This is a genomic window from Bacillus sp. Au-Bac7 (assembly GCF_021341655.1).
GTDB lineage: Bacteria > Bacillota > Bacilli > Bacillales > Cytobacillaceae > Niallia.
In genome coordinates this window covers 83,124-103,683 of the sequence record NZ_JAJTTG010000001.1, presented here as the reverse complement: position 1 = coordinate 103,683, position 20,560 = coordinate 83,124, and the positions used below count along the sequence as shown (strand labels likewise).

The window sequence follows — 20,560 nt, the reverse complement described above, 5'->3', positions numbered from 1 at the left end:
TTTGCAAAAAATAAGAAAAGAGGTTAGCACTGCTCTAAAGCTGCAGCCTAACCCCGATTTTAGCTCATTAATTATTTTTCGTCGTGTTATTGTCATCCATGCGCAGTACAGCCATGAACGCCTCTTGCGGTACTTCTACGGAACCGACTTGCTTCATCCGCTTCTTACCTTCTTTTTGCTTTTCAAGCAATTTACGTTTACGGGAAATGTCACCGCCATAACATTTTGCCAATACGTTTTTACGCATAGCTTTAATCGTTGAACGGGCAACAATCTTTTGGCCGACAGCAGCTTGGATAGGCACTTCAAACTGTTGGCGCGGAATAAGTTCCTTCAGCTTTTCAACAATGATTTTTCCTCGTTCATAAGCAAAGTCCTTATGGACAATAAAGCTTAATGCATCGACTTTTTCTGCGTTAAGGAGAATATCCATTTTTACAAGCGTCGACGTTTTGTAGCCGATTAGCTCATAATCAAAGGATGCATAGCCTCTTGTATTTGATTTCAGCTGGTCAAAGAAATCATATACAATTTCAGACAGCGGAATTTCATAAATTATTTTAACGCGCGTCTCGTCCATATATTGCATATCAATGAACACACCGCGTTTTAGCTGGCAAAGCTCCATGATTGCACCGACATATTCGTTTGGCGCCATCATTGTTGCTTTTACATACGGTTCTTCAATATGATCAATTTTTTGCGGATCTGGCATTGCCGATGGGTTATCCACTTTCAATTCCGTTCCGTCTGTCATAATTACATCATAAATAACACTTGGAGCTGTCGTGATTAAATCGATTTTGAACTCTCTTTCAATTCTCTCTTGGATAATTTCCATGTGCAGAAGTCCTAAGAAACCACAGCGGAAACCAAACCCTAACGCCTGCGACGTCTCTGGTTCAAATTGAAGGGCAGAATCGTTCAGCTCTAATTTTTCTAATGCTTCGCGAAGGTCATTGAATTTCGCACTGTCGATTGGATACAATCCGCAATATACCATCGGATTCAGCTTGCGGTATCCAGGCAGCGCTTCTACCGCTCCGTTCTTCGCATTTGTAATTGTGTCCCCGACACGTGTATCGCCAACGTTTTTAATTGCTGCTGTAAGGTATCCAACATCACCAACAGACAGCTGATCTGTATTGACAGCCTTTGGCGTGAATACACCGACCTCAATTACTTCAAACTCTTTGCCTGTTGCCATCATTTTAATCTTATCCCCAGGTTTAACTGTACCTTCGACTACACGAATATAAGTAACAACACCTCTATAAGCATCATAAAGGCTGTCAAAAATAAGCGCTTTAAGCGGCGCTTCCGGATCTCCTTGAGGAGCAGGAACCTTTTCAACCACTTGTTCAAGGATATCTTCAATTCCAATACCAGCTTTCGCAGAAGCTAGGACTGCTTCAGAAGCGTCTAATCCAATAACATCTTCAATTTCATTGCGGACACGTTCTGGATCTGCACTTGGCAAATCAATTTTGTTAATAACAGGAACGATCTCCAAGTCATTGTCAATTGCTAAATATACATTCGCAAGTGTTTGTGCTTCAATTCCTTGAGCAGCATCGACAACTAGCACAGCTCCTTCACAAGCTGCTAAACTGCGGGATACTTCATAGGTGAAATCGACATGTCCCGGTGTGTCAATCAAGTGCAGTGTATAAATTTCACCGTCTTTTGCTTTATATTTAAGCTGGACAGAATTCAGCTTGATTGTAATTCCGCGCTCTCTTTCTAAATCCATCGAATCAAGGAGCTGGTCCTTCATTTCACGGGCTGTCAGCGCATTTGTCTTTTCTAATATTCTATCTGCTAAGGTAGATTTTCCATGATCAATATGAGCGATGATGGAAAAATTACGGATTTTTGATTGTCTTTTAAGCATTTCTTCTCTGTTCATCTAGTTCACTCCTACAATAATCGCGCATATACACTATTTCTGATTATAGCAGTGTGATGGGTAAGATTCAATGAAATTATCTGCAAGAAAAAGCATTCATAGACACTTTGTCAGCATTCAATGGATTTTTCGCACCTGCTATTATGGCTGTTCACCGCTGTCTTGGCCCTTATTCATAAAACCGCCCACCAAATCAACCCCTTTTTGCGCAAGGGAAGAAACACCGTCAGCGACGCCCTTCCCAATCCCTGAAAGAAGATTAAAGGTTTTCATCTCCTCCATCTGCTCTTTCTTCTTTTGCAGATCATGGCTTGTTACATCCGTCCCTAGTATCGACGCCTCTAACCCGCCCTGCTCATTGCTGATTGATAGTGCACTGTTAAAGTTTTTATCTTCATATCCTTTCAAGCTTAGGATCCCCCCATTTGCCTGCTGCATGCCGAATAACACACACGCAAACATTAATAGCGCAATCCCAACTGCCCGCAAAGTAAACATCTTCACGTATTAACACCTCTTTCTAAAACGCAAGTTTAGCCGCCGTTCACACTTTCTGCTTTCCAATAGTACTCACTGAAAGCATCAGCTAACGCCTTCGATGTTCGATTTAATTCTTCAAATGTATTATCAACACCGCCGATTTCGACCAACATGCTGTTCTCTGATAAATCCTGATTAAATTTTCCGTTTGTATAAGCACCTTTTTTTAGAATGACTCCTCGAGACAGAGATTTATATTTTTTCTTTAAAATAGAGTGGAGCTCTTCAGCGAGCTGCTGATTTTTTTCAAAATTATTATTGTTTCCGCCGATGACGAAGGCGATTTTCGCATAATCTTTTCCGTCTATTGTCGTCGTTGTGTTTTTTCGTCTCTGGGAATCACGGTGCACATCTATTAGGTAGCTTAAATCCTTATTGTCAGTCATCGCCGCTGTTACTACTTCTCTTGAACCTTGATAGGATTGAGTATAAGTCCAGCCTTTTTTATCTAGCAGTTTTTGAATATCCTGTTTTTCGACTGTTGTGCCAATCCCCTTCATTTCCAGTTCTTCCTTGATGACATCCCCTAATTTTGTAATGTTAATTTTAGAATGCTGAGCTAAGTTAGGATCTGTGACTCCTTTGAGGTACGGCAAAAATGATTCTCGGTTATGGGAAAAGTATAGATAGACAATTTTCTTGTCGCCAGTTGTAGGAGCGGCCGCAGGTTTTTGTTTCTCTTGCTCTTCCAGTCTTTTAATTTCATCTGTCCGCTGCAATGCCGCTTCTTTTCCAGCCTCAATAAATGGCTGAGGAGGTGCTGATTCTAGAGGCAGGTTCGTATAATTGGTTCCATCCCCAGCTACTAGTATTTCACTGTCATATAAGGAAAAGGCGGGAAGCTCTCTTCCTAATAAACTGCGGGGATCATCCAAATTTATATTTGTTGCTAGTTTTATAAACACTTGGCTGAAGCTTGTATTTTTCTGTTCTTCTGACAGTACGGACAAAAAGTGATGATTTTCTGCACCAAGCAGAGAAAAAAAGAAGCTCCCATCTATTTCGCTAGGCGATTTCTCAAGTAAGGTTGAACTCATATTCATTTCCTGCTTTACAGAAGAAATAGCAATTACTGAAATAAAAATTAAAATAAAAAGGATAAATAATACTGGCAGGATGTTCAGCGCATTAGCATTCCATATATAAACTTCTGGTTTTTTTCGTAGTGGTTTCATATTCACCTCTCCTAGCAAGTCTATTAATAACTATGTAAATGCTAGGAGAGATAGAACTAGTAATTTAAATTGGAATGCTAGATTTCTCTATTAAACGAACAAGCTTTCCTTATTAATGTGTATTAAATCCGGCATTATCTTGATTGATTGCACTGTGCAGTGCTGCATTCAGTCCGCTTGCGATGAGATTGGACATGTCTTCAATAAAAACATCGACTTCTTTCGGCGTGACCATCAAATTATGGCCAATTGGCGAAAGAACTTCATGAATAAGGCGGCGCTTCTCCTCTTCCGGCAGTGTGCCGATAATCCCTAAAAATGTTTTCCGATGGTGCTCCTCTGGTAAATCTTCGTCTGTCAGCACTCTTTTCTCCCCAAAGCTCAAACCAGCAGGCGCAAGCGCTCTGGACGGCCTGTCTCCTTCTCTAAGCTCCTTGCCAAAATGCTTCAGGATATAATCTATCGTGTCACTAGTAATGGAAACTGCATCAACTACTGTCGGAACGCCGATTGCTATTACAGGCCTGCCTAATGTATCTTCACTTAGCTCTTTCCGTTTATTTCCTACACCAGATCCAGGATGGATGCCTGTATCAGAAATTTGAATAGTAGAATTCACTCTATCAATACTTCTGGATGCAAGTGCATCTATTACGAGGACAAAGTCAGGATTTGTCTTTTCCACTACTCCTCTAATAATGTCACTTGTTTCAATTCCAGTCAGTCCCATGACTCCAGGAGAAAGTGCACTGACAGGTCTGTAGCCTTCTTCTACATTTTGCGGTTGCAATTCGAATAAATGCCTTGTAACAAGAATATTTTCGCAAACTTGCGGACCGAGTGCATCAGGGGTCACATTCCAGTTCCCTAAACCAACGACAAGACAGGAGGCATCAGCGGGAATATTGCTAGTAACAAGAAATTGAGAAAACTCTTTAGCAAACACTTTTTCTACTTCTGCTTGAAGCTTGCTATCCTGCTGGCGAATACCTTGAACTTCTAAAGTTAAGTATCTGCCTTTTTTCTTTCCAATCAGCTCCTCGCCTTTTTCCGTCACTTCCACATAAGAAACTTTTATCCCTTTTTCTTCTTTTTCTTTAATAATGACACCATCTAGTTGTGATTGATTTGGTTCTGTTTCAATAAGGGATTTCTGTGCTAGCGCCATGTCTGTTGCTTCAATGGCCAAATCTGTTCGGACGGCATACTTGCTTAAATCCAGCTGTTCACTCATACAGTTTCTCCCTTCATAGAAAGTAATATATTCTTATCATGCCCGTGCAGCAGCCAAAAAATTCATGGAGAAACAGACAGAAAAGGGAGGTTTTTTAACAGTTACAACAAAAAAATAGCTGTTAACGGTTCAAATTAAGTGGATAGTATTGCATTATTAGAAACGGTTTGATAAAATATCATTTGTTCTTTAAGTTTTTTAGGAATGTAAAAATCGAGTTTATATATGATTCTCGATGCTTCTTTTTAGGAGGTGAACGTAAATGCCAAATATTAAATCTGCTATCAAACGCGTAAAAACTAGCAATGCTCGTAACGCTCAAAACACTACAGTGAAATCAGCAATGCGTACTGCTGTTAAAAAAGCTGAGGCTGCTATTGCTTCTGAAGATAAAAATGCTGCGAACGAAAGCTTTGCAGTAGCTGCTAGCAACCTAGACAAGGCTGCTGCTAAAGGTCTTATCCATAAAAATGCTGCTGCTCGTAAAAAATCTCGTCTAGCTAAGAGAAACAACGCGATCAACGCATAATAAGCACAAGCACAAACAAAATTGGCTATCCATTCGGTAGCCTTTTTTATTGCCGCAAATTAAAAACGCTGCCATCAAGGCAGCGTTTTTTTAGGTTTATTTAGCCTGTCCCAATTTAAATAGAATCATCTCAATAATCATTGTTTTATTCGCAGCGCCCGTCTTCATCTGGTAGTCGGCTTCAGCAAACATGCTGATACACCTTGTTAGCTCTTCATCAGTAAAGCGGTTAGCTTGGCCTGCAGCGAGCTTGACACGAAATGGGTGAACTTTTAAAACAGACGCAATTTGCTGTTGTCCGTAACCCGTTTTCGATAGTGCTTTAACTTGATAAATAAGTCGGAATTGGTTTGTGATAATTGCTAGCATTTTTAACGGCTCTTCATTTTGTTTCAATAAATCATAATAAATTCTTAATGCCTCATCAATTCGTTTGTTAATGATTTTTTCCACAAGCGCAAAAATATTTTGTTCCAATGATTTAGAAGCGAGTTCTTCCACTATTTCCTTGGTAATCAATTTAGAATCCTGTACATACAGCGCCATCTTATCTACTTCACTTGTTAAAAGGAACAAATTTGTTCCAGCAATGCTGAGCAAAGCTTCAAGGGCATCATTGTCCAGTTCGACTTTATTGTAGGATGCTCTTTGTTTCATCCAGTTTTTTAATTCCTGTTCATTTAATTTCTTAGCTTCTAAAATTTCTGCGGTTTTTTTTAGTTCTTTCGTAATTTTCTTCCGCTCATCAAGCTTTTCATAACTGCCTGTAAAGACAACAATCGTATAAGGAGAGGGCTCCTTTAAATAAGCTTCAAGTCTCTTTACATCATGTTCCACTTTCGATTTTGTCTTTTCACTTGTTAGAAAAAACGGGTTCTGCAGAATAACAACCTTTCTGTCTCCAAAAAACGGAATTGTTTCCGCATCTTCTATTGCCAGTTCAATACTGACTTCCTCTAAGTCGTATACAGACAGGTTAAAATCTTCTTCATCAGGATTTAAAGCTGTTTGAACCAATAATGTTCTTGTTTCATTTATTAGAAATGATTCCGGCCCATACATTAAATAAACAGGCGCAAATTCTTGCCTTTTAATTTTTTTCCAAATTTCTTGCATCAAAATTCTTCTCTCCGATCATGTCCTTTTACTTGCAAGGACAGCCTGATATTACATATCAAGCATGTTTTTAGCATCTATATTATATCGTAAAGAAGCATTTCTATTTTGACAAGCGTTAAACTAAAAAGCGGACAACTGTTTTTACGAAAAGCTCCAGCCTTCTTTGAAAAACTGGGAAGATGCTTTTCAAAGAAGGCATTCGCTTTTATAACAGCTGCCCGCTTTCAATCTATAATGAACGCAGCATATTAAGGCCTAGGATACTTAACATGCTCCGGTACACTAAGGTTAGTTTTTACACTCACCTATAGCTTTATATATGAAACTCAAATCCAAAACAGGAAAATTTCCGCTTTTGCATGGTAATCGAAATGTAAGTATTGCCCTAGGGATATTCACTATTTATTGCAGCTAATTTCCTCTGTTTTGTTATATGTTATGGCTGTTGCAAAAAAAAGGTGCCTTTTTTTTGAGAAAATTTAAAAGAAATGGTTCCATTCACATCTGTTCTCCACACAGTTATCTTTTTTGCTTGTAAACGTTTAAGCACCCCCTTATCCGGATGGCCGTAACGGTTGTTTTTTCCTGCTGAGATAATGGCAATATCAGGATTCACTTCTTCCAGAAATGCTTCTGTAGTGGAGGTTTTGCTGCCATGATGGGCTACTTTAAGTACATCTGTTTCTAGATTGGATTGTGCGGCAAGGAGCATTTCCTCCCCATTTTCTTCTATATCCCCTGTAAACAGCCATGACAGCCCTCCAATTTGTGCAGAAATGACAATTGATCCATCGTTCTCACCACTGCTGTTCACAGTATTCCTACCTGGTGCAATAATTTGAAAAACGGAATTTCCATTTGTCCAGCCATCTCCCTCTCCTACAAAAAAGACAGGAATATTTTTCTGCCTTGCCAGCTCCCATATTTCCTTTTCCTTATCATTTGGTTGGTTACTAGATTTAGGCATAAGAATCTGTTTAACTGGAATGCTCTTTATTAGCGCAACACTTCCGCCAATATGATCCATATCACCATGGGTAAGAACTAGCTTGTCAATTTTGGTAATTCCTTTGCTTTTTAAGTACGGAACTAGAGTATCTTCACCGACCTCATAACTATTCTCTCTTTCCTGCCATTCTTCTTTTTGATATTCCATTGTACCGCCTGTATCAATTATATATGTCCCCCTATTGAACGGCTCATTAATAAGAATACTATCTCCTTGTCCAACATTAATAAAAGTAACTTCCCCATATTTACTCCAAAATTCTCCTGTGTATTGAAATAAGAGCAAGCAAAAGGGGATTAAAAATGCACGTTTTCTCAAATGGGGCAATGCTTCATAAAGGCAGAAAAACACTGGTATGAAACAAAAATACAGTATCAATTCAAGATTGTTCGGTTTACCGAAAATAATCGTAATATAGGGAATGTCTGCTGTTTTTGTTACAAGCCAGTCTGACAGCTGACATATTTTGTCTATGGGGTAAAGAAAAGCTATGGTGACTTTAGGTAAAAGGAACGATAGAAAAAATACAAGGATGAAGTATGGGAGCAGAATCGAAAAAAGGGGGATATATACAAGGTTTGCAAAGAGTGACAAAGCAGGAAGCTCATAAAAATAACTCAATAGAAAGGGCAGCACAGAAAGCTCGCAAAAATAAGCAGTAAGCAGATATATTTTCACCGGCTGCTTTTCGCCTTTAAGAATAGACGTACTCAGCAATAAAAACAAGCTGACGATAAAGGACAATTGGAAGCCGATATCAGTCACAATTTTCGGAAACAGAAAAAGATAACCGAGGAACGCGATACTCAGCAAATCGATCGAGGAGTAACTCGATAGCCGCCACCTCCTCTGGAGAAGCATTAGGCTGGCAGTAGAGACCGCTCGGATAACAGAAGGACTTAAACCAGTCAAAACCGTATAGGCAGGCAATATAAGCAATATTATCGTGATGCTTCTCTCTTTCGTCATACCAACTCTCAACAGGAAATAATAACCTAATCCAATCAAAAGCAGGACATGAGAACCTGAGATGGCCAGCAAATGTACAATCCCTAATTTTTGATAGGCGTTTTGAATAGCACTTGCTATATAATCCCTGTCACCAAACAATAAAGCAATGGCAACTGGTGCCGTATTTTCGGAAAAAACGGCTTCAATCCAAGCGATTCCCTGCTCTCGTAATACTTTAATGGCAGACAGCAAATCGAAGCTAAGCTCTTTGCAGGAGGTGATATCCTTCACTTGTAATACCCAATGAATGGACTGCCTTTTTAAATAAAGCTGATAATCAAACATTCCTTCATTGGCAGCTGCTGCCGGCTGCGCTAATTGCCCTGATACCACACATGTATTTCCAAGGAAAGACTGTTCCGTAACATCTAGCTTCTCTTGAAAAGTGTTTAATTGGTAATGAAGCAGCAGCTTCTCATCAGACTGATTGTCTTTTGCAACGGCTGTCCACTTGTCACCATCGATTTTAGTTGTTTCCATTATTGTCAGTGAAAAGTTTGTTTGGGTACTTTTTAAGGAGGAGAAATTATTTTTGACATCTAAATGGGCCCTGTAAAAAAAGATAGCACCTATAAAAACTAGTAATAATAATAAGGGGATTGTCCATTTCTTTACAATAATCAGGAAGAATATGAACACAATTAAAGCAAGAAGGAAGATAAGAGAGGAGAAATTCGCTAAAAGAACAGCCAGAAGTGCGGCTACGGCAAAATAGAGGATATTATTATAAAGAAAATTCATGATTATTTAGGGAGAAACTTCTTCTTTAAACAGAAGAAGTTTCTGTAGGTATGATGGAGAACAGTTCTTCTGCTTGCTTTTCTAATTCCTCGATTCCCTCGCTGTCTTCCCCGCTCTCTTTCAACTGATTCAGCAATTGCTTTACAAGCAGTTTCTTTTCCTTATGCTTCTCATCAAAAATAACCTGCTGTGCTTCTACCTTTTCAACATGCACATTTGCCTGTTGAAACAACTCTAGCGCATATGGATGATTTTTATAGTCATGAGCATAATAAACAGTTTTTATGCCAGCCTGTACAATTGCCTTACAGCATTGCAGGCACGGAAAATGCGTAACATAAATATCTGCCATGGATGTCGCCACACCGAATTTAGCGCATTGTAATATCGCATTCATTTCTGCGTGAATGGTGCGAACACAATGATGATCAATGACATAACAGCCTTCATCAATACAGTGCACGCCTCCGGCAATGCTGCCATTATAGCCCCCGGCGATAATCCGCTTATCTCTTACAATCGTTGCACCAACAGCAAGCCTTGTGCATGTGCTTCTTAAGGCAAGCAATTCGCTCTGTGCCATAAAATATTCATTCCATGATAATCTATCCATTTAATACATTCACTCCTAGTAAAAGTTTAAAAAGTATCCTTATTAGTTTATATGCAAGAAACCATGGCGTCAATTTCACCTATCATACTAGTTCACTCTTATTAAATCCAATAACTTCTCCAACGTCTTTTCTCCAATGCCGCTTATTTCCTTTAATTCCTCCTTCTCCTTAAAGCCGCCATTTTGCTCTCTGTATTCAATAATGGCTGCAGCCTTTGCTTCTCCGATCCCAGGCAATGTCATTAACTCCATGGCTGACGCCTCATTGATGTTTATCAAGCCGCCTTGCTCGTTTCCCCCACCAGCTGGAGTGTGAAGCTGCTCTTCCCCTTCTGTCGGAACGTAAACGACCATTTCATCTTTCAATCGCTCTGCAAGATTTACAGCATCACTTTCTGCATTCTCCGCGAACCCGTTTGCCCTTGCAATAATATCCATCACCCGTTCCCCAAGTTGCGCTTCATACAGACCTGGGTTATTTACAGCACCCTTTACATCGACAAAAATTTCTGTCTCATCCCCCGATTTCTCCTTATCCTCCACATCTGATACAGGCAACTCCTTTGCTGCTATTCCTAAGTTTTCTGTCTTATTGGCTGAAGTGATAAAGTGAAATACTAGCAGTGCGATAATTGCTGCACTAAGCAGCAGAACAAGTTTATGTTCTGTAATCCATTTCATTTCATTAATCCTCCTTTACAGGTATATTCTATTTGCAACTGTCATATCGTTATATGAGAAACCGCTCATTATAGGGGGGAAATAAACCGTGAAAATAGGAATGATTGGAACAGGTAATATGGGGAAGATTCTTATTGAAGCATTGCTTGACAGTAAGGCTATTTCTCCTGAAGATATGCTGATTCAAAACCGGACACTCGCAAAAGCATTTCAGATCAAAGAGGCATATCCGGCTGTCACAGTTTTAAAAACTGCCAAAAAAATTGCGGAAAGTGCTGATCTTATTTTTTTATGCGTCAAACCGCATGACATCTTTAGTGTAGCAGCAGAAATTACTCCACATATTTCATCCGATAAATGTGTTGTTTCGATTACTAGTCCTATCAACACAGAGCAGCTTGAATATATGCTGCCATGCTCTGTTGCCCGGATTATTCCGAGCATCACCAACAGGGCGCAATGTGGTGTGGCGTTATTTTCATACGGAAGCAAGTGCACACAAGAATGGAAGCAAGGATTAAATACACTGTTTAGTCACTTTTCCACTCCAATTGAGATTGAGGAGAATATTACAAGAGTTGCATCCGATATCGTAAGCTGCGGACCTGCTTTCTTCAGCTACTTGACACAGCGTTTTATAGACGGAGCTGTCGAGGAAACAGATATCGATGCGGAAACTGCCACAAAGCTAGCAAGTGAAATGTTAATTGGACTCGGTCAGCTGTTAAATAAAGGCTATTACACCTTGCCGACACTGCAGGCGAAAGTAAGTGTAAAAGGCGGAGTTACGGGAGAAGGCATCAATGTGTTAGAGAGAGAACTCGGAGATACGTTTAACCAGTTGTTTCAGGCGACACAACATAAGTTCGAAGAGGATTTAAAGATGGTGAAAAATTCGTTATTGATCAATAAACACCGATAGTTTCTTAGTTTGTATTTTCGAGATATAAAAGGATTTTCCTGCTTTTTTTTGTTTTTTTCCAGCCATGGATTTATACTTCATGGCTTCTTCACACTTAGATGTACATAAGAAAACACACCTATTAACTTTTAGGTGTGTTTTCCGCTTACTTCCGGCAATAAAAGAAGATTCTTTCCGCATCTTCCCCTAATTCTCCATCATGGAAATCTGCTGTTACCTTCAAAATAGAAAAGCCGGCATTTATTAGCCAACTGCTATATTGCTCAACAGAATAAGTCCGCTGAAAATGCAGTTCATCATAACGATCATATTTTTGGGAAGCCTCGTCAAGCTGGAAAAAAGATAAATCATGTTCCACACTGTCAGGATACTCCCCTTCATAACACAACCAGATGAGACTGACATCTTCATCATTTAGTGCGTATGTTTGGTTTTTGAACAAATGGTTCATTTTATATAAAGAATGAACATCGAACAAAAATAACCCGCCTTCATCTAAATGCTCATACACCCCTTTAAAGGTGTTTACTACTTGTTCTTCTGTTTGCAAATAGTTCAATGAGTCGCAAAATATACCGATAATATCAAATAAAGGCAGGTCTTCAAGCTCAGACATATCCTGCTCCATAAAAAACACGGAAAGTCCTTGTTCTGCAGCTTTGTTTTGGGCAACACTGAGCATATCAGAAGAGAGATCTGCTCCTGTTACCGTAAAGCCCTTTTCCGCCAGCCTGACAGACAGCTCCCCTGTTCCGCACGCTAGGTCCAGAAGCTTGCTGCCTTCAATTTGGTATTCCTCTTTTGCAGCTATCAGAATCTCAACCCACTTATCGTATGGAACGTCATCCATCAACCTGTCATATAGATAAGCGAATTTCTGATAACTCATTGTCCGATCTCGCTTTGAATATTTTCAGCCGGCGCATCGCCCCATAATCTTTCCAAGTTATAATATGTTCTTTCATCACGGTGGAACACATGGACAACAATATCCCCAAGATCTACAAGAATCCATTTTGCTTCTTGGTATCCTTCTAGTCGTTTTACAGGAACACCGATTTCTTCACATTTATCTTTAATTTCGCTGGCAATTGCTTGTACCTGCTTATCGGAATTACCATGGCAAATCACGAAATAATCCGAAACAAGAGAGATACCTTTCATATTTAATGCCACTATATTTTCTGCTCTTTTATCATCTGCTGCTTTAACTGCAGTCAGAAGCAAATTGCGTTCATCCATTTATTCAACCTCCGTTTTCATTACAATACTATTATACATCTCGAATGTCGCAGGAAAAACCGGCTGTCTGCGGCTCATTAAAAATGCTATTGTGTTGGTTACTGATTTCAAAAAAGCCTCATCCAAGCTAATCATCGCTAATTCCCTTACTTCATCCACTCCTGGAAAAACTCTTCCCGGTTCGATATAATCAGCTAAGTAAATGATTTTTTCAAGCTTGTTCATTCCAGGTCTTCCAGAAGTATGGTACTTAATCGCATTAAGCACTGCTTCATCTTTTATGCCCGCTTCCTTTTCCACTAAATAAGCTCCAACAGGTGCATGCCACAGCTCTGAATGGAAGGAAAGCAATCGATTATCCATATTCTGCTCTAAAATGATTTGTTTCATTTCTTCTTTAGGGCGAAATTTCGCATAGTCATGAAAAATAGCGGCTAATTCTGCCTTGGCCGTATCTTCATCATACCGGTTAGCCAGCTCAATCGCTGTTCCCATAACACCCATTGTGTGTACATAACGCTGTTCCGTCAATTGTTCCTTCACAATAAGAAGCGCTTGTTCACGATTCATATAATCTATTCTCCTTAATGTATCGTTCCACTTCATCCTTAACTAGAAACGATATTGTTTCTCCCTGTAAAAGGCGGCCTCTGATTAGTTTAGAGGAAATGTTGACATCCGGTACAGCTACATAAGTGACAGGATAATTTGTATCATTACTGTAATTCGGTCTGTTCACACTTATAAATCTAACCAGTTTAAGCAATTCTTCTATCATATACCATTTTGGCAAATATTCAACCATATCTGCTCCGATAATAAAATGAAAGTCAAAATCCGGATACATCTCTTTTAATATCGTCATCGTATCAAATGTATAGGACTTGCCTTCCCTGTCCATCTCGATCGTCTGGACATGGAAACCTTCCTTGTCTTGAATAGCCAGCTCAAGCATCTTAAGACGGTCTTCATTTGATACGCTCCCTGATTTCAGTTTATGCGGAGGCTCATGATTTGGCATAAACCATATCTCATCTAAACTTTCATGATGCATGACTTCATTTGCAATGATAAGATGACCAATATGGGGAGGATCAAAAGTGCCTCCCAATATTCCAATCTTTTTTTTCAAGATTATCGCCTCTTCTAACCCATTATGATGGTAAGTTAATGGTTTTGTTCTCTTTTGATTCCTTGTAAAGAACAATTGTTGAACCAATCAGCTGAACAAGCTCAGCCCCAGTTCCTTCTGCAAGCTCACTTGCCACAACATTCTTATCTTCTTCACAGTTTTGAAGGACACTCACCTTAAGAAGCTCTCTTACCTCAAGCGCCTCTGCGATTTGTTTAATCATGTTTTCATTGACTCCGCCTTTTCCAACTTGAAAAATTGGATTCAAGTGATGTGCCATTGCACGTAGATATCTTTTTTGTTTTCCTTTTAGCATTTAATTGCCTCCTAGTTGTTTCCATACATTTTTTCTCATTCTGTCTGTGTCCGGCATAAGACCGATCCACTTCTCAAAGGCTAATGCTCCTTGATATACAAACATCTCAATTCCATTTTGAACAATTGCCCCGCGCCTACTGCCTTCTGTCAGAATCTTAGGCTCTAGAGGGTTATATATTATATCACTTATAAGAGCATTTTCTTTTATGTTTTCAACATTTAACGGGGTTTCATCAACATTTGGAGACATGCCGATAGAAGTTGTCTGGATAATTAAGTCGTATTCACCAAGCTGCCTTTCTGCTTCTTCCCGTTCAAGTATTGCTGTCTTAACCGGAAACGGACAAGAGCTTTTCAAGCTTTGCGCATTTCCAACAGTCCGATTTGTGATATCAATCGTTTCTACTCCATAATGGGCCAGCGTAAAATAAATGGCTCTTGCTGCACCGCCAGCTCCTATCATCAATGTTTTTTTATCCTTAATGTCAGGCATGACCTTAAGAATACCAGTAAGATATCCAGATCCGTCTGTATTATAACCAATCCATCTCCCCTGCTCGTTCACAACCGTGTTAACAGCACCAATTGCTTTACAAAGTGGGTCGAGTTCATCCAAAAAAGGGAGGATATCCGTCTTATGGGGAACGGTCACGTTAAAACCTGAGACACCGTCTTTCTTAAGCAGTTCAAGCCCTTTTTCAAGCTTTCCCTTTTCTATATGAACCCTATCATATTGGGCATCGATTTGATAGTGCTGGAACAAGTCGTTATGCATAAATGGTGACATGGAATGTTTAATTGGATCACCAATAACCGCAAACCTCTTCATATCCACTCTCTCCCGTATTTTCTCTTCTCTTTATTTAAATAAGCGACTTTCTAATCATTGCATGTACACCTTGGGGAACATGCACGGAAACTTTAATGTTTGGTTCGTTGACAGTGATCCAGCCTAAGCCAGAAAATACGATATCTGTTTTTGCTTCCCTAATAGTGAAATCATGCTTCACAAGCTTAGGAAAATGGTCCATTTCGTCTCGCTTCGGCGGTGTCAGCATTTCACCGGCATGTTTTTCATAGAGAGCATCTGCATTTTCCGTCTTTGTGCGGTGTATGTCAAGCTCATTAGAGAAATAACAAACAAATGAATTCCGATCTCCGCTTGTGAAATCAAAGCGCGCCAAACCGCCAAAAAACAAAGTTTGTCCTTCATTAAGCTGAAATACTTTTGATTTTATTTCTTTTTTCGGTGTAATGACTTTTAAGTCCCGCTTATCGACAAAATGGGCCATTTGGTGATGGTTGATAATCCCAGGAGTATCAACCAGCGCCTTGCCGTCTGCTAAAGGAATCTCGATAATATCGAGAGTTGTCCCTGGAAAATGGGATGTTGTGATAACATTTTCTTCTCCTGACACCTCTTTCAGAACAGAGTTTATAAACGTAGATTTGCCGACATTCGTACAGCCCACCACGTAAACGTCTTTTCCTTCGCGATGAGATTCAATAGCTTCCAGTACCTCTTTAATACTTTGCCCTTTTTGTGCGCTTACTAAAAAGACATCCGCAGGTCTTAACCCCAGATCTTTTGCTTCTTTTTTCATCCAGTTGATCACTTTTTGCTTGTTAACAGACTTTGGAAGTAAATCAACCTTGTTCCCTATTAATAATACTTTATTCTTTCCTGTAAATCGATGAAGTCCTGGAAGCCAGCTTCCATTAAAATCAAAGATATCAACAATCTTTACAATCAGGCTGTCGCTTCTGCCAATTTCGTTTAAAATTTTCAAGAAATCATCATCTGTTAATGATACATCCTGAACTTCATTATAATGCTTTAAGCGGAAACAGCGCTGGCAAATAACCGTCTCTTTCTGCAAAGAAGAGGCAGGTGCATACCCAAGTTCTTCTTTATTTTCTGTTTGAATGGCAACTCCGCATCCAAAGCAATGTATTCTTTCAGTCACTTATTAATCCTCCCATGTCAATTTTCCTTTTCTCCGGAACCAATTCAATATTCTTCTTTCAATTTTTCTGTTTATCCTTGTCGCAAAACCATCTGTTTGGGCAACAGGCACAACGAGAATAGTATGAAAGCCGCTGCGGTTCCCGCCAAGAACATCTGTAAGAAGCTGATCTCCTATTACGACTGCTTCTTCTTTACTTAACTTCATTTCTAAAAGCGCTCTGCGAAAGGCTTTCCCCATCGGTTTTCTGGCCGCAAAGATAAAAGGAATGTTTAAAGGATCAGAAAAAGACTTTACTCTTCCTTCCTTATTATTTGATACGATTGTAACTTTTATATTGTTTTTCTTCATATCTTCGAACCACTCTATTATCTTTGGTGTCGCCAAAGGGCGGTCCCATTCAACAAGCGTGTTGTCAAGATCTGTAATAATTCCCTTTACTCCCTTTTCTTTCAGAAGTTCTGGTGTTATTTCGAATATATTTTTGACAAACTGATCAGGCAAAAAATTATTTAACAATGATTGACACCTCTTTTATCTACTAGTTGATCAGAAATTATTTGCATTTAAGGTTTTTCACGTTGTATGTATGTCACACTGATTATTTTCCATCCGAAAAACAATTTTAATGAAAGTAATATTATACCTTTTTCTACCCGTGAAAAGAAGTTTATGTCTGTTTTTTTTTATATTCTAAAAATATTTTTCGACAAAAATCGCAAAATTCCGCATTTGTGGATAACCTTATTCACATTATACCCTTTGTTATAATAAACATCTTTATACTTACAAACAACTTAACCACAGGTTATCCACCATAGATTGTGGATAAGAGAACAGTTGTTCTAAATGTTTATTTTTGTTAAAGTTAGGTTACTAGATAATATATTCACTAACCGTTTACAGAATTTACAAAATATGGATTGGAGGTGATTTCCTGACATGCGCAAACTGTCAGATGAATTGTTGATTGAGTCATATCATAAGGCTAGGGAATTGGATTTAAGCCCTGAATTTATACGTCTCATTGAAACAGAAATCCACCGACGTTCATTAAGCAATAAGATAAAAGTTTCCTCCTAACCCGCCTATCGTGGGTTTTTTTTATTCTGTGCATTTAGCTTTTTAATTCGCCGATAAGCTCTCCCATTTTAACTTGGAAAGGTGCTTTTATATCTTCCCGAAGTTGAAATGCATCTTTTTCAAACAACAGAATAACGGTTGATCCAAAAGAAAAATAAGCAATTTCCTCACCCACATCAACCATATTTTGCTGATGACTTAAAATAATAGAGTTGATGAACATTGCTCCTACCTTAACGACCGCAACATTATGGCTACTATTTGTTTTCACTTCCGAAATTGTTCGGTAGTTTTTAGAAAGAGGATTTTTTCCGTATTTTAAGCCATATTTATTAACAGGGTATGATTTTTCTCCTGCAGTCCATTGCTTAACTATTTCTCCGGCAACAGGACTATGAATGCGATGATAATCACTTGGGCTCAAATAGAAGATCAAATAAGTACCGTCCTCATAATCTCCTATTGTGTCGTCTTTGTCCAGCATCTCTTCAATGGAGTATATCTTGCCTTTCACTGTAATTGTTTTGTCTTTTTTAATTTTGCCGATGTCTTCAATAACAGCATCAACAGGACTTATTACACCATTATGCTTGTTATGTATTGCCCTGACGCCAGATTTTAACTTTCTAACAAAAAATTCATGAAGATTCGAAAATGATTCAACACTTTCTTCCGCTTCCCCAAGGTTTATTTGGTATACTTTGGAAAAGGAAGGGATCACCTTGGTGCTGATTTTTGAATGAGCATTTTTTTATCAGCATAGAACTCCACCTGCTGTTAGTCAGTTCTATTAATAATCGGTAAAAAAACTGTTTCAACGAAGAATCCTCCAGTAAATTGTAAATTTTTCTTTACGAACAATCATATATTACATTAAAATTAAATATTATTATATAAAAAATAAAGTTTGTATGAAATAAATTTCATACGAGGAGTGAATGGGATGTTTCTACATGAAGTGATAGAACAAACCGCAAAAAAGCTAAAGGCACAGATTGCCAATTTCCTTACCCTGACAAATCTAGGTCTTGGCGGGTTTTCCATTATTTTCAGCTTAAAGGGCCAAATTCAGCTTAGTCTTTTATTAATATTTATCGCTGCATTAGCAGACAGGTTGGACGGAATGGCTGCACGCAAGTTCCAAATCGAATCAGAATTAGGAAAGCAGCTGGATTCTATGAGCGATATCATTTCTTTTGGAGTTGCTCCAGCATTGTTGATTTACCAGGCAGTATTGTTTGAATTTAATGCAGTCGGTTCTTTCTTTGCCGTCTTGTATATTTGCTGTGGCGCATTTCGTTTGGCGCGATTCAACATTACAGAAAACAACGGCTTTTTCACTGGTTTGCCGATTACAGCAGCTGGGTGCATCATCACCTTCTTCAGCCTGGGTATAAACTATGTTCCGCCTCAAATGTATTTGTTTCTTCTTCTGATTTTATCTGTTTTAATGATCGCTAATTTCAAATGGAGAAAAATATAAAAGGATGCCTGCAGGCATCCTTTTTCCATTTACCTAGTTAACTCCATAAATTCTTCCACATCTTCTATGCATACTTTTATGGCGCTTTCCCAAAAAGCATCATCTGTTAAATCCACATTTAAATGCTTTTTCGCAAGCTCCTCAACAGACATGCTTGCCGTGTCTTTCAATAGGGCGATATATTTCCTTTCATATCCTTTTCCTTCTTGAATGGCTTTGGCGTATATGCCAAGAGAAAATAAATAGCCGAATGTATATGGGAAGTTATAAAAAGGAACTCCTGTGATATAAAAATGCAGCTTAGAGCCCCAGAAGGACGGATGATATTCTGCCAATGCATCTCCGAAAGCTTCTTTTTGCGCATCTGTCATAAGCTCATTTAGTCTTTCCTTGCTTACAAGCCCTTTGCGTCTTTCCTCATAAAATCTGGTCTCAAAGAGAAAGCGTGCATGTATATTCATTAACAAGGCAACAGACCGCTGAATTTTATCCTCTAACAGACTGATTTTCTCTTCTTTAGTCTTAGCGTTTTTCACAGCAGCATCTGCGACAATCATCTCAGCAAGCGTAGAAGCTGTTTCTGCCACATTCATCGCATAATTGCGGTTCAGTGTATGCATATCCCTCATTGCATATGTATGGAAGCCGTGCCCCAGCTCATGTGCTAATGTGGATACGTTAGACGGCGTCCCAGAGTATGTCATAAAAATTCTTGATTGCCCGCTTTCAGGAAAGTAAGTATGGAAGCCTCCTGGTCTTTTTCCGTGTCTGTCTTCTGCTTCAATCCATGCGTTCTCAAAAGCCTTCTTAGCAAAACCAGTCATTTCCTCCCCAAACTTCTCAAAGTGATTGAGAATGAATTCTGCACCCTCCTGATAACTCATCTTTGATTCAGTCTTGCCAATCGGAGCATCAACATCATACCAAGTCAGCTTATCTATGCCGAGCATCTGGGCTTTCCTATTTAGGAATTCAACGAAAGGCTTCTTATTATTGCTGATTACCCTCCACATTGCTTCAAGCGTTTTTTCTTCCATTCTGTTATATTCAAGAGGCTCTTTGAGCACATTATCCCAATTTCTCATTTCATATGTATTTAACCGGAATCCAGCAAGATGGTTTAATGTCTTCGCCAATACAGCACCTTTCTCATCCCAAGCCTTTTCCCATTCAGCAAAAACCTTCTTGCGCACTTTTCGATCTGGATTGGAGAATTTATTCGCTGCCTGCCCTACAGACAGAAACGTTACTTCACCATTTTCTTCAAATGGGATTTGTATACTGCCCACAACTGTATCATACATTTGTCCCCAGCCGTGATAGCCGTCAATACTAAGCTTATTGATTAGCATTTCTTCTTTTTCGGAGAGCTTCTGCCTGGCATTTGTTCTTCTTTCTGTAAGAACGAAAGACAGTTCTTTCAGCTCTTCATCTTTAAGAAGAATCGCCCATTGCTTTTCCTCATATTGCGATAATTTTCCGTCAAATATGGTTAAAACATTCTGAAACTTGGCACTAAGCTCCGTTACCTTCCCCCTTAGGGCATCTGCCTCTTTATCATTCATGTTTTGCGCCTGCAGACAGCTGACGAATGCGCCTGCTTGACGGATTTTTTTGACAGTTCCTTCAAACAGGAAAATAATATGCCGCACCGTCTCCCTTTCGGCTGCTCCATCCATTGGAACATATTTACCTACAGCCCTTGCAAATTCTTCTATATTACTTCCAGTTTCATCAAGATGTTGTACAAATGCTTGCGAACTGCTTCCTCCAGGAAAAAAAACATCCAAATCCCATACATCAGAAAACGTTTTGTTTGTCAAAGTTATGCGCCCCCTTTATTACTTCTTAT

21 protein-coding genes and 1 pseudogene are annotated in these 20,560 nt (G+C 39.1%); 4 read left to right on the top strand and 18 right to left on the bottom strand.

Annotated features, from left to right (window positions below; all coding sequences use genetic code 11):
• Nucleotides 1–67: 67 nt before the first annotated feature.
• From lepA to gpr, 4 genes are all read right to left on the bottom strand, one after another.
• Entirely contained in the window at nt 68–1,909 is a 1,842-nt protein-coding gene (gene lepA / locus LXM54_RS00545) for a translation elongation factor 4 (protein WP_233313101.1), read from the bottom strand.
• 141 nt (nt 1,910–2,050) lie between these two features.
• Nucleotides 2,051–2,407, bottom strand: a complete 357-nt coding sequence (locus LXM54_RS00540; protein WP_233314700.1) for a DUF3679 domain-containing protein — start codon at nt 2,405–2,407, stop codon at nt 2,051–2,053.
• 35 nt (nt 2,408–2,442) lie between these two features.
• Nucleotides 2,443–3,624: a stage II sporulation protein P gene (spoIIP, locus tag LXM54_RS00535; RefSeq protein ID WP_233313100.1), complete on the bottom strand. Its 1,182-nt coding sequence runs from the start codon at nt 3,622–3,624 to the stop codon at nt 2,443–2,445.
• A gap of 112 nt (nt 3,625–3,736) precedes the next feature.
• Complete coding sequence (gpr, locus tag LXM54_RS00530; RefSeq protein ID WP_233313099.1) at nt 3,737–4,858, bottom strand: GPR endopeptidase; 1,122 nt, start codon at nt 4,856–4,858, stop codon at nt 3,737–3,739.
• Between the two features lie 262 nt (nt 4,859–5,120).
• Here gpr and rpsT point away from each other — a divergent pair, with 262 nt between their 5' ends.
• Entirely contained in the window at nt 5,121–5,387 is a 267-nt protein-coding gene (gene rpsT / locus LXM54_RS00525) for a 30S ribosomal protein S20 (RefSeq protein ID WP_233313098.1), read from the top strand.
• A gap of 96 nt (nt 5,388–5,483) precedes the next feature.
• Here rpsT and holA read toward each other — a convergent pair whose 3' ends face one another.
• The 4 genes from holA to LXM54_RS00505 form a co-directional block, all read right to left on the bottom strand.
• On the bottom strand, nt 5,484–6,503 hold the full coding sequence (holA, locus tag LXM54_RS00520; RefSeq protein ID WP_282581438.1) for a DNA polymerase III subunit delta: 1,020 nt from the start codon (nt 6,501–6,503) through the stop codon (nt 5,484–5,486).
• Between the two features lie 439 nt (nt 6,504–6,942).
• The gene (locus LXM54_RS00515; RefSeq protein WP_233313096.1) at nt 6,943–9,267 is read right to left on the bottom strand and encodes a DNA internalization-related competence protein ComEC/Rec2; all 2,325 of its coding nucleotides are present in this window, start codon (nt 9,265–9,267) and stop codon (nt 6,943–6,945) included.
• A gap of 25 nt (nt 9,268–9,292) precedes the next feature.
• Complete coding sequence (locus tag LXM54_RS00510) at nt 9,293–9,880, bottom strand: ComE operon protein 2 (protein WP_233313095.1); 588 nt, start codon at nt 9,878–9,880, stop codon at nt 9,293–9,295.
• Between the two features lie 87 nt (nt 9,881–9,967).
• Entirely contained in the window at nt 9,968–10,561 is a 594-nt protein-coding gene (locus tag LXM54_RS00505; protein ID WP_233313094.1) for a helix-hairpin-helix domain-containing protein, read from the bottom strand.
• Between the two features lie 88 nt (nt 10,562–10,649).
• On the opposite strand from LXM54_RS00505, the gene comER reads away from it, so the two are divergent.
• Nucleotides 10,650–11,483, top strand: a complete 834-nt coding sequence (gene comER, locus LXM54_RS00500) for a late competence protein ComER (RefSeq protein WP_233313093.1) — start codon at nt 10,650–10,652, stop codon at nt 11,481–11,483.
• Nucleotides 11,484–11,628: 145 nt separating this feature from the next.
• Here comER and LXM54_RS00495 read toward each other — a convergent pair whose 3' ends face one another.
• The 8 genes from LXM54_RS00495 to LXM54_RS00460 are packed head-to-tail and all read right to left on the bottom strand — an operon-like array spanning nt 11,629 to nt 16,661.
• On the bottom strand, nt 11,629–12,372 hold the full coding sequence (locus LXM54_RS00495) for a class I SAM-dependent DNA methyltransferase (protein WP_233313092.1): 744 nt from the start codon (nt 12,370–12,372) through the stop codon (nt 11,629–11,631).
• Nucleotides 12,369–12,725 (bottom strand): ribosome silencing factor, encoded by a 357-nt coding sequence (rsfS, locus tag LXM54_RS00490; RefSeq protein ID WP_233313091.1) that lies wholly within the window; start codon nt 12,723–12,725, stop codon nt 12,369–12,371. Before rsfS ends, LXM54_RS00495 begins: the two co-directional genes overlap by 4 nt.
• On the bottom strand, nt 12,726–13,295 hold the full coding sequence (gene yqeK, locus LXM54_RS00485; protein ID WP_233313090.1) for a bis(5'-nucleosyl)-tetraphosphatase (symmetrical) YqeK: 570 nt from the start codon (nt 13,293–13,295) through the stop codon (nt 12,726–12,728).
• Nucleotides 13,285–13,857, bottom strand: a complete 573-nt coding sequence (locus tag LXM54_RS00480; RefSeq protein ID WP_233313089.1) for a nicotinate-nucleotide adenylyltransferase — start codon at nt 13,855–13,857, stop codon at nt 13,285–13,287. The genes yqeK and LXM54_RS00480 overlap by 11 nt, the downstream gene beginning before the upstream one ends.
• 22 nt (nt 13,858–13,879) lie before the next feature.
• A complete protein-coding gene (gene yhbY, locus LXM54_RS00475; RefSeq protein WP_233313088.1) occupies nt 13,880–14,173 on the bottom strand; it encodes a ribosome assembly RNA-binding protein YhbY in 294 nt (97 codons plus the stop codon).
• Nucleotides 14,174–15,004: a shikimate dehydrogenase gene (aroE, locus tag LXM54_RS00470; RefSeq protein ID WP_233313087.1), complete on the bottom strand. Its 831-nt coding sequence runs from the start codon at nt 15,002–15,004 to the stop codon at nt 14,174–14,176.
• Nucleotides 15,005–15,038: 34 nt separating this feature from the next.
• Nucleotides 15,039–16,142 carry a ribosome biogenesis GTPase YqeH gene (yqeH, locus tag LXM54_RS00465; protein ID WP_233313086.1) on the bottom strand — a complete coding sequence of 368 codons (1,104 nt, stop codon included), beginning with the start codon at nt 16,140–16,142 and terminating at the stop codon, nt 15,039–15,041.
• A gap of 3 nt (nt 16,143–16,145) precedes the next feature.
• On the bottom strand, nt 16,146–16,661 hold the full coding sequence (locus LXM54_RS00460; RefSeq protein WP_233313085.1) for a YqeG family HAD IIIA-type phosphatase: 516 nt from the start codon (nt 16,659–16,661) through the stop codon (nt 16,146–16,148).
• A gap of 423 nt (nt 16,662–17,084) precedes the next feature.
• Here LXM54_RS00460 and LXM54_RS00455 point away from each other — a divergent pair, with 423 nt between their 5' ends.
• Complete coding sequence (locus LXM54_RS00455) at nt 17,085–17,225, top strand: sporulation histidine kinase inhibitor Sda (RefSeq protein WP_233313084.1); 141 nt, start codon at nt 17,085–17,087, stop codon at nt 17,223–17,225.
• A 34-nt stretch (nt 17,226–17,259) separates the two neighbouring features.
• On the opposite strand, the pseudogene LXM54_RS00450 reads toward LXM54_RS00455, so the two are convergent.
• Nucleotides 17,260–18,043: pseudogene (locus LXM54_RS00450) on the bottom strand (phosphatidylserine decarboxylase).
• 125 nt (nt 18,044–18,168) lie between these two features.
• Between LXM54_RS00450 and pssA the strand changes: the two are divergent.
• Entirely contained in the window at nt 18,169–18,708 is a 540-nt protein-coding gene (gene pssA / locus LXM54_RS00445) for a CDP-diacylglycerol--serine O-phosphatidyltransferase (RefSeq protein WP_233313083.1), read from the top strand.
• Between the two features lie 29 nt (nt 18,709–18,737).
• On the opposite strand, the gene LXM54_RS00440 is transcribed toward pssA, so the two are convergent.
• The gene (locus LXM54_RS00440) at nt 18,738–20,531 is read right to left on the bottom strand and encodes a M3 family oligoendopeptidase (protein WP_233313082.1); all 1,794 of its coding nucleotides are present in this window, start codon (nt 20,529–20,531) and stop codon (nt 18,738–18,740) included.
• Nucleotides 20,532–20,560 lie beyond the last annotated feature (29 nt).